The 11,715-nt window shown below is 73.2% G+C and carries 11 protein-coding genes and 1 pseudogene; 8 read left to right on the top strand and 4 right to left on the bottom strand.

Annotation, left to right across the window (positions count from 1 at the left end; genetic code table 11):
* Positions 1-11: 11 nt before the first annotated feature.
* The gene (locus tag ABWI04_RS02440) at positions 12-482 is read left to right on the top strand and encodes a ribosomal protein L7/L12 (protein WP_353831241.1); all 471 of its coding nucleotides are present in this window, start codon (positions 12-14) and stop codon (positions 480-482) included.
* 35 nt (positions 483-517) lie between these two features.
* Here ABWI04_RS02440 and ABWI04_RS02435 read toward each other — a convergent pair whose 3' ends face one another.
* Both ABWI04_RS02435 and ABWI04_RS02430 read right to left on the bottom strand, forming a co-directional pair.
* Complete coding sequence (locus tag ABWI04_RS02435; protein ID WP_353831240.1) at positions 518-1,594, bottom strand: DUF4190 domain-containing protein; 1,077 nt, start codon at positions 1,592-1,594, stop codon at positions 518-520.
* An 83-nt stretch (positions 1,595-1,677) separates the two neighbouring features.
* Positions 1,678-2,301 (bottom strand): maleylpyruvate isomerase family mycothiol-dependent enzyme, encoded by a 624-nt coding sequence (locus ABWI04_RS02430; RefSeq protein WP_353831239.1) that lies wholly within the window; start codon positions 2,299-2,301, stop codon positions 1,678-1,680.
* A gap of 274 nt (positions 2,302-2,575) precedes the next feature.
* Between ABWI04_RS02430 and ABWI04_RS02425 the strand changes: the two genes are divergently transcribed.
* From ABWI04_RS02425 to ABWI04_RS02400, 6 genes are all read left to right on the top strand, one after another.
* A complete protein-coding gene (locus ABWI04_RS02425) occupies positions 2,576-4,012 on the top strand; it encodes an MFS transporter (RefSeq protein ID WP_345172174.1) in 1,437 nt (478 codons plus the stop codon).
* A gap of 30 nt (positions 4,013-4,042) precedes the next feature.
* The gene (locus tag ABWI04_RS02420; protein ID WP_353831238.1) at positions 4,043-5,572 is read left to right on the top strand and encodes an FGGY family carbohydrate kinase; all 1,530 of its coding nucleotides are present in this window, start codon (positions 4,043-4,045) and stop codon (positions 5,570-5,572) included.
* Entirely contained in the window at positions 5,569-7,242 is a 1,674-nt protein-coding gene (locus ABWI04_RS02415; RefSeq protein WP_353831237.1) for a glycerol-3-phosphate dehydrogenase/oxidase, read from the top strand. The genes ABWI04_RS02420 and ABWI04_RS02415 overlap by 4 nt, the downstream gene beginning before the upstream one ends.
* Positions 7,239-8,792 carry an FAD-binding oxidoreductase gene (locus tag ABWI04_RS02410; RefSeq protein ID WP_353831236.1) on the top strand — a complete coding sequence of 518 codons (1,554 nt, stop codon included), beginning with the start codon at positions 7,239-7,241 and terminating at the stop codon, positions 8,790-8,792. The genes ABWI04_RS02415 and ABWI04_RS02410 overlap by 4 nt, the downstream gene beginning before the upstream one ends.
* 13 nt (positions 8,793-8,805) lie before the next feature.
* Positions 8,806-9,417, top strand: a complete 612-nt coding sequence (locus tag ABWI04_RS02405; RefSeq protein ID WP_345172167.1) for a glycerol-3-phosphate responsive antiterminator — start codon at positions 8,806-8,808, stop codon at positions 9,415-9,417.
* Between the two features lie 96 nt (positions 9,418-9,513).
* Entirely contained in the window at positions 9,514-10,548 is a 1,035-nt protein-coding gene (locus ABWI04_RS02400; RefSeq protein WP_353831235.1) for a DMT family transporter, read from the top strand.
* Here the strand turns inward: ABWI04_RS02400 and ABWI04_RS02395 are convergent.
* Together ABWI04_RS02395 and ABWI04_RS02390 are read right to left on the bottom strand one after the other, a co-directional pair.
* Positions 10,526-10,894 (bottom strand): nuclear transport factor 2 family protein, encoded by a 369-nt coding sequence (locus ABWI04_RS02395; protein WP_353831234.1) that lies wholly within the window; start codon positions 10,892-10,894, stop codon positions 10,526-10,528. The two genes, ABWI04_RS02400 and ABWI04_RS02395, sit on opposite strands and share 23 nt — an antisense overlap.
* Positions 10,895-11,093: 199 nt before the next feature.
* Complete coding sequence (locus ABWI04_RS02390; protein WP_353831233.1) at positions 11,094-11,288, bottom strand: hypothetical protein; 195 nt, start codon at positions 11,286-11,288, stop codon at positions 11,094-11,096.
* On the opposite strand from ABWI04_RS02390, the pseudogene ABWI04_RS42785 reads away from it, so the two are divergent.
* Positions 11,212-11,649, top strand: a pseudogene (locus ABWI04_RS42785) (RsbRD N-terminal domain-containing protein); the annotation flags it as partial. The gene ABWI04_RS02390 and the pseudogene ABWI04_RS42785 overlap by 77 nt on opposite strands.
* Between the last annotated feature and the right edge of the window lie 66 nt (positions 11,650-11,715).

The raw sequence follows: 11,715 nt of genomic DNA, 5'->3' as shown, positions 1-11,715 counted from the left end.
GGAGCGATTCAGTGAAGCCGTTCGTCCCGTATGTCATGCCCGAGGCCAGGGCGCGGGCCGTCGCCCTGGTCGCGGAAGGCGACATGATTCCCGCTGTCAGGCTGATCCGCCAGGCCACCGGGCTGGGCCTCAAGGAGGCCAAGGATTACGTGGACGGCCTCAAGGGAGAGGCGTACGCCCGGACCGTCCCGGCCGACGTCCAGGCCAAAGCGCGCGCGATGATCGCTGAAGGCAGGTGGAAGGACGCGGCGAAGTTCGTCCGGCAGGAGACCTCTCTGGGGCTGAGAGCCGCGAAAGACTACGTCGACGCCGTGCGGGCGGGATTGATACCCGTGGAGCCGCCCGTGGACCGGCCCATGCTCTCGGACCGGGTCAGGGCCTTCAAGACCGCCGGCGACCTCGGATCGGCCATCGCGCTCGTCTGCGCCGAAACAGGTATGCGGCGCGACGAGGCGCTCCGCTTCATCGAAGCCCTCCACTGACCGGATGCGCCGGGCCGCTCGTTTCGCCCGCCGTCCTAGTGCGGGACCACGGACCGCTTCAGAGGTCCATGACGGCCCTCGACCAGGCAGAAGCCCAAGCGCCTCTCGGCTTCCCAGCCGTCCTCGTTGGGGACCACGTAGGCGAAGTCGATGTCGGCGGGCGGGTTCTCCCCCCAAGCCTTGCGGGCGAACTTGAGACAGCCTTTTGTTACCTTCTTCTCCATCCCCTTGTCTCCCGGGTACTTGCCGCCTTGCATCGTGTAGACGGCGAGCACTTCGAATTCATGTTCTTCGGTACAGGCGATGATGGGCTGCACGCCGTCGTCGTTCCATTTTTGGACGCAGTCACCCGGCGCCAGTTCGGATTCGTCCCGGGATTTCGTTTCCATGGTCTGCCCGAGAGGGGCCGGGAGCAGGCCTGATCCCCCGTAGACCATGACGCAGGTCGCGGCCCGCCTTCCGCCCTTCCACGCGTCCTCATCCGGTGGCGCGACGCGGAGCTTCAGATCGGAGCCGTACCGGCTCCTCTCCAGGAACTCGGTCCGCTCACGGCAAACGGTCCACGCCCGGTCGGCCGTCTCCCTTTCTCCTGGATACGGAATGTCCGGGAGCTCCCCCTCGGCACCGACCTCTCCCTGATGAGGCGCGGTGCAGGACGATCGCCGCACGTACATACCGGCGGGAGTCTCCTCGAACTCGCTGAAGCACTCCCCCGGTCGAATGGTGGTGACCGCCACCTTTCCGTCCTTGCGCACGGACTGTCCGTTCACGTCCGCGGACAGCAGGGTCAGCGTCAGGGCGACGGCGGCGGCCCAGGCGACGGAGGCGACGAGTCCACCGATGGCGAGTCCCTTGCCTTTCTCGCCGCGGCGGCCGGCCTGCACGAGCGCGGCGATGACGAAGCCGACCGCGACCGGGATCAGGCCGAGCAGCCCCGTGACCAGCGCGGTGACCGCGAACCGGTTCGTCCGGCGGCGAGCGGGGACGGGCGGGAGCGGCGCCGGTGGCGGGGCGGGCGGGAGAGCCTGAGGCGTGGAGCCGTCGGGCGGAACCCAGGCAGGGAACGGCACGGGGTCGTTCGGGGCGTCGTCCGAGGGAGGTGGCGTGGTCACGGCGGCACGGTAGAACGAGAAATGCCAATGAAAGCGGCATTTCCGACAGCCGTCGCCGAGTCGTGATCATGAGCGGGCATCCCTCAGGTGGCGGCCAGCGCGGGGAGGCCCGGTCCGGAGAGATCGTCCAACGCCGCACGGCGGCCGGAGATCGCCAGGAGCAGGGAGAGCGCGGTTCCGCTCGCCTCCGGGCCGTCTCCGATCGAGAGGCCGGCGTCCGTCGCGGTCAGGCGGAGGCGGGTCGTCAGCTCCTTGGCTCCGCCGAACGACGCCGGTGTGCGGGCCTGGTAACGGAGCGATCTGACGACGGCCTCCAGCGGGTAGGCGTGGACGATTCCCAGAGGCCGGCGGATGTCCTCACCGTGGACGACCTCTTCGACGAGCCGGCTGTCGAGCGGCGCCGGAGGGGTCGACGTCCGGGAGGCCACCTGGCGGAGCCGCTCCAGGGTCTCCTGAGGTGAGACGCCGCGCTCGCGCGCCACCCCCTGCGTGTTCTGGCGGTCGAAGTCGAACCGGGCCCGAGCGAGCCTGGCGACGAACCCGAGGCGGGTCGTGCGGGCCGTGTCGATCAGGTGGGCCACCACGTCATGCACCGTCCAGCCGTCGCAGAGCGAAGGCCGCTCCCACTGCTCGCCTTCGAGATGCGAGAGGTCGTCGATCAGTGCCGCCCGCTCCGCGTGCACCATCGGCCACACATCGTTTCCCACGCCTTCTCCTCCTGTCGCCAACGGGTCGGGAATGAAGACCCGCGGCCCGGCGAGAACTCATCGCGGCGCCTGCGGATGCCCCTGGCCTGCGGGTTCGCGGCCGGTTCGCGGCGGGATCGGCGGCGTTGTGGCGCTTGACACACCGGATCGGCCCCGCTTAACCTCCCGTCAACCGACAGGCACAGACGAAGACACCCCTGTCAGTGGTCTTCGTCTGTGCCTTTGTCATTCCCGGACCGCTGGCAAGGGTTTCAACCCCCGAAAGGCGGCGGGCATGAACGACGGCCCTGCGAGCACGAGAACGGCGGTCATCCGCAACGCGGCGGACGCGGCCGGGCTCATCGACACCCTCACCAGTCTGCGCGGCCGAGCGAACTGGATCTGGTTCCTGGCCCTGTCGGGCCTGTTCCTGGACGCCTACTCCAACGCGGCGCTCGGCGCGGGGCTGTCCCCCATGGTCGAGCAGCTCGATCTTTCGCCCACGCAGGTCAGCGTGCTCACCGCGATGGCCCCGGCCATCGCGATCGTCTCCAATCCCTTCGGCGGCTGGCTCGCCGCCCGGATCGGCCGGATCAAGCCCCTGCTGATGACGAAGGTCGTCTTCGGGGTCGGCGCGGTCCTGACCGCGGTCGGCTCGGACTTCCAGACCGTCTTCGCCGGGCGGGCGCTGGTGGGCGTCGCCTACGGCATCGACTTCGCCGTGGCGATGGCGCTGCTCGCCGAGTACACCCCGTCCTCGCTCAAGGGCAGGCTCAACTTCTGGCAGGGCGCCTGGTACGTGGCGACGACCACCAACCTCGCGCTCACGCTCCTGTTCTACAAGCTCGACGTCGGCTCCGACATCTGGCGATGGTCGGTGGGCTCGGCGGTCGTCTTCGCGACCGCGCTGCTCGTCCTCCAGATGGCCTTCCTGGTCGAGAGCCCGACCTGGCTGGCGTCCAAGGGCCGGCTGCGGGAGTGCGCGGCGAACCTGCGCCGCATGTACGGGGTGCGGGCGGAGGAGGGCCCGCCGGAGACCCCGCAGGCCCTGGAGGCGCGCCACCAGGTCGGCATCCGGGACGCGGGAGTGCTGTTCCGCGGCGCGTACCTGCCCCGGACCGTGCTGTCGACGGTGATCTCCCTGACCCAGTCCATGCAGTACTTCGCCGTCGGCTGGTACCTCCCGGTGATCAGCCTGGAGCTGTTCGGCAAGGAGTTCGAGAAGGCGACCGCGGGCTCCATGGCGTTCAACGCCGTCGGCATCGTCGGCGGATGCCTGTCGGCCTACTTCGGGCGCCGGCTCGGCCTGCGGGTGAGCTCGGCGGCCGGGTACGCGGTGGTGTTCGTGGCACTGCTGGTCATGGGCGCGACGTTCAAGCAGCTCCCGATCGCGCTGGCCGCGGCGCTGCCGGTGCTGTTCATCTTCTTCCACTCCGCCGGCCCCGGCCCGAACGGCAAGTCGATCGCGGCGCTGTCGTACCGCAGCGACATCCGCACCCTCGGCACCGGCGTGACCGGGATGCTCGGCAGCTTCGGCTCCGTCGCGGGCCTGTACGTGTTCCCGCAGCTCCAGGCCGCTTTCGGGGTAGGCGCCAGCCTGATGGTGCTGTCGGCCGTCCCGCTGCTCGGCCTGGTCACCTGCGTGATCGTCAAGTGGGACCCGACGCGCGTCGCGGTGAACCTGGAGGAGGAGCCGATCCGGCTGGAGCGGCGCGAGACGGTGCCGGCCTGAGCGCGCGCTGACGAGAGGAATGTTTCGCAGATGATCAGAGAGCGCCGGCGCGGCGTGCTGAGCATCGACGAGGGCACCACCGGGACCCGCGCCGCCGTCGTCCTCGACGACGGCGGCGCGGCACCGGCCGCGTACCTGCCGATCTCGGTGCGCTCCCCCGACCACCTGCGCGTGGAGCAGGACGCGGCGGAGATCTGGGAGAACACCGTCCGGGTCTGCCGGACGGCCCTGGAGCGGGCGGCCGCGGACCGGGTGGAGATCACGGGGGTGTCGATCTCCACCCAGCGCGCGACCGTCCTGCTGTGGGACGCGGTGACCGGGGAGCCGCTCAGCCCCGCCGTGGTGTGGCAGGACCGCCGCTACGCCGAGCGGCTGCGGGAGTGGGAGCCGGACTGGGACGAGCGGCTCGCCGCGTTCACCGGGCGGCCGGTCGGGTCCCGCGCCCCGCTGCTGTGGGCGGCGGAGGAGGCCGCCCGGAACGAGGAGGCGCGGCGGGCGCACGAGCGGGGCCGGCTGCTGTTCGGGTCGATCGACACCTGGCTGGTCTGGAAGCTCACCGGCGGCGCCCGGCACGTCATGTCCGCGACGAACGCCGTCGCGGCCGGCGCCTACGACCTGCGGACCGGCGGCTGGTACGGGCCCTGGGCGGACTTCCTCGGCTGCCCGCCCGACATCCTGCCGTCCGTCGTGGACGAGGACGGGGACTTCGGCTCCACCGACCCGTCCGTCCTCGGGGTGCGGCTGCCGATCCTGGCGGTCATGGGCGACCAGCACGCGGCGATGGTCGCGCTCGGCGCGCACCGGCCCGGCCAGGCGATGTGCGTGCACGGGACGGGCACGTTCCTGGACGCCGTCGCGGGCGACCGGCCGCCCGCCCACCGCGACCGGGTGCCCGGCGTGCTGACCCTGGTCGCCTGGCGCTCGCGCGGCGTGCCGCTGTTCAGCCTGGAGGGGTTCGCCGCGACGACCGGCTCGGCGGTGCGCTGGCTCTGCGAGGAGATCAGGCTGTTCGAGTCGCCCCGGCGGCTGACCGAACTGGCCGGGGAGCACTCCGGGCCGTCCCGCGTGCGGTTCGTGCCCGCGCTCGCGGGGCTGCGCACGCCGGTCTGGGCGCCGGAGGCCACCGGGCTCCTCTCCGGGCTGAGCCTGTCCACCACCCGGGCCGAGCTCGCCCGGGGCGTCATCGACGGATTCGCGCACTCGGTGTGCGACCTGCTGGAAGGCGTGGAGGCGGCCATGGGGCGGCCCGTCACCGACCTCGTCTGCGGCGGCGGCCTGGCCGGCAGCGACGTCCTGATGTCCGCCCAGGCCGACCTGATCGGGCGGCCGGTGCGCCGCGCCCTCGCCCACGAGACCGCCAGCCTGCGCGGCGCCGCCTACCTCGGCGGCGTGCGCGCGGGACTGTGGCCCGACCTCGCGTCGGCGGTGGCCGGGCTCGGCACCGCCCCGGTGTTCGAGCCCGCGCTCCCCGACAGCGACCGCCGGGAGGCCCGCGCCGCATGGCGCGACCTGCTGGCCCGCCATGTCCCCAACCACTCAACGAAGGAATCGACGTCGTGATCCGGCTTACCGAACGCAAGGCGAGGTCAGAGACGAGGAACGCGATCCGCCGCACCCCGCTGACGCTGGACCGCGGCACGCAGATCGAGCGGCTCGCGACCCAGCGGTTCGACGTGCTCGTCGTCGGCGGCGGCGTCACCGGCTGCTACACGGCGCTGGACGCCGTCAGCCGGGGGCTGAAGGTCGCGCTCGTAGAACGGGACGACTTCGCCTCGGGCACGTCCTCCAAGTCCTCGAAGATGGTGCACGGCGGCCTGCGCTACATCGAGCAGGGCAACCTGCCGCTGGTGCGGCGCTCGCTGCTGGAGCGGCAGAGGCTGCGCCGCAACGCCCCCCATCTGGTGCAGCGGCTCCCCTTCGTGTTCCCCGTGCTCACCCAGGACGGCGTGTTCGACCCGCGCATCGCCAAGGCCTTCGAGGGCCTGCTGTGGACCTACGACCTCGCGGGCGGCTGGCGCATCGGGCGGCTCCACCAGCGGCTGACGGTGCCGGAGGTCCTGGTCCGCGCCCCCCGGCTGCGCGCCGACCGCCTCAGGGGCGGCCTGCTCTACTACGACAGCCGCACCGACGACGCCCGCCTCACCCTGACCATCGCGCGGACCGCCGCGCACTTCGGCGCGACCGTCCTCAACGGCGCCGCCTGCCGCGGCCTGATCCGCGAGAACGGCCGCGTGCGCGGCGCCACCGTCCATGTCGACGGCCGCGACGTCGAGGTGCGCGCAGGGGTGGTCGTCAACGCGACGGGGGTCTGGTCCGACACGCTCGACGCGCTGTCGGATCCCGGCCACCGGCCGCGCGTCCGTCCCGCCAAGGGCGTGCACATCGTGGTGCCGTGGACCCGGCTGCCGATCGACGGGACCGTGACCGTGCCCGTCCCCGGCCGCGCCCGCCGCGCCACGTGCACCCGCTGGGGCGACGTGGTCGTGGTCGGCACCACCGACACCGACTACGACGGGCCGCTGGACGAGGTGCTGTGCACGCGGGAGGAGATGCAGTACCTCCTCGACGGGGCCAACACCGCGTTCGACGCCGAACTGGGCGCGGAGGACGTCGTCGGGTCGATCGCCGGGCTGCGCCCGCTCGTCGGGGGCAAGGAGGGCGCCACCCTCGACATGAGCCGCGACCACCGGATCGCCACCGACGCGCACGGGCTGGTCACCGTCACCGGAGGCAAGCTCACCACCAGCCGCCACATGGGCGAGCTGGTCGTGGACGAGGCGCTGAAGGAGCTCGGCCGCAAGGCGCGCTGCCGCACCGTCCGCCTCCCGCTGCTGGGCGGGGCGGGCTACGACGCGGAGGCCACCTCGGCGACGGGGGGTCTCGGCGCGCACCTGGGCGAGCGGTACGGCACCGAGGCCCGCTTCGTCGCCGATCTCATCGCCGAGGACGCCTCCCTGGCCGAGCCGGTCGTCGAGGGCGGCGGCCACCTGCGGGCCGAGGTGGTGTACGCGGCCCGCTGCGAGCTGGCGCGGACCGTCGACGACGTGCTGTCGCGCCGCACCCGGATGCGGCTGTTCGCCCGCGACCTGTCGGTCAAGGCGGCCCCGGAGGTCGCGCGGCTGCTGCAGCGGGAGCTGGGGCTGTCCGACGAGGAGGCCGGGCGGCAGATCGAGGACTACGTCTCCGGCGTGGAGCGGGAGCGGACCGTACTGATGGAGGAGAACCGTTGATCAGCAGGCAGACCATCACCCACCCCTTCAACCGCGGGGACTACGTCGTCGGGGCGCCCACGCCGCCGCGCTGGGCCGCCGACTGCCCGCCCGGCGACGGCGAGGCGAGCCTGCAGCAGGGCGCGGTCGCGGTGCCGGAGGCGGTCCTCGCCGAGCTGCGGGCGGCCGCGGCCGCCGTGCACACCGGCCGGGACGAGGTGGTCCGGCGGACCCGCGACTGGTGGGCGGGCACGTCCATCGGCGAGACCGACGGGCGCCCGGCCACCCCCGACGCGGTGGTCGTCGAGGCGGCCGACGAGGAGCAGGTGGCCGCCGTGGTCCGGATCTGCGCCGCGCACCGCGTCCCGCTGACGGTGTCGGCGGGACGCAGCAACGTGCTCGGCGCGGCGCTGCCGGTGTTCGGCGGGGTCGTGCTGGACGTCTGCCGGCTCGACCGGATCCTGTCCTTCGACGCCGAATCGATGATCGTCGAGGTGCAGGCGGGGATGTTCGGCGACCTGTTCGAGAAGGAGCTCCAGGAGGTCCACGGCGCCACCGCGGGGCACTGGCCGTCGGCCTTCGCGATCTCCACGGTCGGCGGCTGGGCGGCCTGCCGGGGGGCGGGCCAGCTCTCCACCCGGTACGGCAAGATCGAGGACATGGTCGTGGGGCTGGACGTGGTCCTGCCCGACGGATCGACCGCGAGCTTCGGCACCTACCCCCGGGCGGCCGTCGGCCCCGACCTGCGGCAGCTGTTCATCGGCTCCGAGGGCACGCTCGGCGTGATCACCCGGCTGCGGCTGCGGACCCACCGGCTGCCGGAGTACGCGTCGGGCCTGGCGTACGGGTTCGCCACGTTCTCCGACGGGCTGGACGCCTGCCGCGAGATCCTCCAGCGCGGCGCGACCCCGGCGGTGCTGCGCCTGTACGACGCGCACGAGAGCGGCACCCACTTCGGCGAGCCGGACACCAACCTGCTGCTGATCGCCGATGAGGGCGACCCGGCGCTGGTGGACGCGACGATGGCCGTCGCCGAGGAGGTCTGCGCGGCTCGCGCCCCGGTGACGCTGGACGGCGACGCGGTCCTGGCGCGCTGGCTCGACGAGCGGATGATCGTGGGCAAGTCGGGCGACGGGTTCGCCAAGGGGCCCGGCTTCGTGGCCGACACCTGCGAGATCGCGGCGCCGTGGTCGTCGCTCACGGCCCTCTACGACGAGGTGATCGCGGCCGTCGAAGCCGTCCCGGGGACGCTGCGCGCCTCCGCGCACCAGTCCCACGCCTACACCGACGGCGCCTGCCTGTACTTCTCCCTGCGCGGCGACGTGGAACGCTCCCGCCGGCGGGAGTGGTACCGGGCGGCCTGGGACGCCGCCAACGACGTGCTCGTCCGGCACGGCGCCGCGATCAGCCACCACCACGGCGTGGGCCTGCTCCGGTCCCCCTACGTGCGGCCCTCTCTGGGCAGCGGCTTCGGCACCCTGGCGGCGGTCAAGCGGGCCCTCGACCCGAACGGGATCATGAACCCGGGGAAGCTGGGCCTGCCCGGGTTCTCCGAGGACCTCCGAGGATAAATAGGGTGTATTGATGGGCCTTCGTCCGAAACGTCCCGTAGATCCCCGGTTGCTGACCGCGCTGGCCGAGCACCCGGTGATGGCCTCGATCGTCGGGGCCGCCGCGGCCGGCCGGTTCGCCTCCCGGTCGGCGCCGCTCGGCATCCTCGCGTCCGTCCCGCTCGGCGAGCTGGAGGCCACGGTGGCGGCGACGCTCGCCGCACGCAAGATCGTCTTCGTGAACACGGACTCGACGCCGGGCCTGGGGCACGACCCGGGGGCCCTGACCTACCTCAAGGGGATCGGGGCGATCGGGATCTGCTCCACCCGCGCGGCGATCATCGAGCGGGCCGGCGGGCTGGGCCTGCTGACCATGCAGAAGGTCTTCGTCACGGACCGGTCGAACCTGCACCGCAGCGTGCAGTCCATCGGCCGGTCCCACCCGGACCTCGTCCAGCTCATGCCCGCGGTCATGCTGCGCTACGTCGAGCGCGAGGCCCGGGAGCTCGGCGTCCCGTACCTGGCCGCCGGCTTCGTCCAGGAGGAGGCGGACGTCTCCGAGGCGCTGCGCCACGGCGCCGCGGGCGTCTGCACCTCCGACGACACCCTGTGGGATCTGCGCCGGTCCGCCCTGCGCGCGTCCTGATCCCCGCACCATCCGGCTGACGCGCCGGCCCGCCCGTGCCCCCTGCGGCCGGGCGGGCCGGTCGCCCCTGCACGCCCCCGCAACGGAAGGACCCTCATGAAGCCGGGGACGCCCGCTCCTCCCCTGCCAGCCGGCGCTCGCGCGCCCGCCCCCGCCCGAAGGAGGGGCGGCCGCCGCGGGACGCGGGCGGGCGCGGCGCTGGCGCCCGCCCTGTTCACCGTTCTGTGGAGCAGCGCGTTCGTGGCGGGCGTCCCCGGCGTCAGGGCGGCCCCGCCGCTGCTGCTGATGTTCGCGCGGTTCGCCGTCGCCGGGGTGCTCCTCGCGGCGTACGCCCTCGTCACGCGCGCCCGATGGCCGCGCGGGCGGGCGCTGGCGCACGTCGCCGTCACGGGGCTGCTCATTCAGGCCGTGCAGTTCGGCTGCTTCTACACCGCCCTCTCCCTGCACTATCCGGCGGCGGTGATCTCGCTCGTCCAGGGCCTCAATCCGGTGGTGATCGCGCTGGCCGCCCGGCTGCTGGGCGAGACCGTCGACCGGCGGCAGGCCCTGGGCTTCGCGCTCGGCGCGGCGGGCGTGGTGCTCGCGGTCGCCGACCGGGTCAGCGTGTCGGCCTGGGGGATCCCGCTGTGCCTGGCGGGCCTCGGCGGACTCAGCCTCGGCACCCTCTACCAGAAGCGCTTCGTCCGCGACATGGACGTCAGAACCGGGACGGCCACGCAGGTCCTCGTCGGCGCGGCGGCCGTGGGCCCGCTCAGCCTGGCCGTGGAGACCCCGCGCGTGTCCGACTGGACGGCGTTCGGAGGGTCGGTCGCGTGGATGGTGCTCGTCAACTCCATCGCGGCGTTCCTGCTGCTCAACCGGATGCTGGCGCGCTCGTCGGCGACCCGGGTGAGCACGGTGTTCTTCCTGACCCCGTCGGTCACGGCGGTGCTGGCCTGGCTGGTCGCCGGCCAGGCGCTGCACCCCCTGGTGATCGCCGGTCTCGTGCTCGGCGGCGCCGGAGTCCTGCTCGGCGCCGGACGCCCCGCCGCGACGGGACCGCCCCGGCGCGGGAGGCGCCGGGCGGCCCGCGGCGCCGGCGGGGCCGCCCGCGTGTCGGGGCCGCGGGTCAGCGGTAGTCGTTCTCCTTGAGCTCCACGACCCAGGCGCGCCGCTCGGCGATCTTGCCGTCGCGCATGACGAACACCTCCGCCATGGACATGCGCATCTCCCCGCCCGCGGCCCGCTCCACCGTGCCGGTGAGCTCCGCCATCACCACGTCGCCCTGCTCGACCATGCGCACGACCTCCAGACGCGGCGGGTCCAGAAGCTCGGGCGGCCCGTCGATGGCCTTGTCGTAGGCCTCCTTGCCCGTCAGGTGGAAGGCGCCGAAGACCGTCCACTCGATGTCGTCGGTCAGGCACGACAGGATCTGCTCGTGGTCGTTCTTACGGAATCCGTCCAGGTAGGTGGTGACCGTCTTGATGTTGCGCGACATCGCCTTCTCCTTCGTTCCGGTCGCCGTTCGTGGGACGCGGCCGTGCCGGCCCGCGCCCCCTCATGAGCCGGTCGGAGCGGTTCGCGCATTCTCGACATCGCGGTGGGGACGATCGTGGTCGTCCACCATCCGACGAAGGAACTGCGGCCAACTTCTTCGACCTCTACGACCCGGCCAAGCCGTGATCCGCGAAGTCCCGCTATGAGCCGCCGCCCGCGGCCCGGCCGAGCGCGCCGACCGGCCGGAGCCGCAGGCGGCCTGGGGAGGTGGCGTGGCCGATGACCGCGCCCGAGTCGCCGCCCTTACCCGGACGGCCCCTGGACGAGCACGCGGTCAGGTGCCTGCGCGAGAGCGTCCCGCACATCGCCGCCACCGCCGCGGACGCCGCGCGCACCCGGATTCCGGGCTACGGGTGGGCCCGCCGGACGGCCGACCGCGATCTTCTGCGCGGGGCGATCGCCCTCGCGCTCAGCGGTTTCCTCGACCCCTCCGCGGACTGGTCCGGCGAGCCCCGGCCGGCGGTCCTGGAGGCCTTCCGGGACCTGGGCGAGGCCGAGGCCGCCGAGGGCCGCGCCCCCGACGACCTGCAGGCGGCCCTCACCGTCGCGACCGGCGTCGCCGCCGAGCACCTCACCCGGCAGGCCCTGCGGCGCGGGCTGGCGCTCACTCCGCGGTACGGCGGGACGGCCGTACAGAGGGGCCTGGCCTACACCGACCGGCTCCGGCGGGCCGCGGCGGCCGGCCATCTGTCGGCCACGGCGCGCGGCGCCGCCCAGGGCGGGCCGGAGCAACGGCGCCTGATCGACCTGATCCTGAGTCCG

This window comes from Actinomadura sp. NPDC000929 (genome assembly GCF_040492065.1).
GTDB classification, from domain to species: domain Bacteria; phylum Actinomycetota; class Actinomycetes; order Streptosporangiales; family Streptosporangiaceae; genus Spirillospora; species Spirillospora verrucosospora.
This window is presented reverse-complemented; position numbering and strand designations above follow the sequence as displayed.

Excerpts from the sequence above, each read along its gene's own strand:
- ABWI04_RS02420 (WP_353831238.1), top strand. The coding sequence starts at position 4,043 with ATGATCAGAGAGCGCCGGCGCGGCGTGCTGAGCATCGACGAGGGCACC.
- ABWI04_RS02395 (WP_353831234.1), bottom strand. The coding sequence starts at position 10,894 with ATGTCGCGCAACATCAAGACGGTCACCACCTACCTGGACGGATTCCGT.
- ABWI04_RS02405 (WP_345172167.1), top strand. The coding sequence starts at position 8,806 with ATGGGCCTTCGTCCGAAACGTCCCGTAGATCCCCGGTTGCTGACCGCG.
- ABWI04_RS02425 (WP_345172174.1), top strand. The coding sequence starts at position 2,576 with ATGAACGACGGCCCTGCGAGCACGAGAACGGCGGTCATCCGCAACGCG.
- ABWI04_RS02400 (WP_353831235.1), top strand. The coding sequence starts at position 9,514 with ATGAAGCCGGGGACGCCCGCTCCTCCCCTGCCAGCCGGCGCTCGCGCG.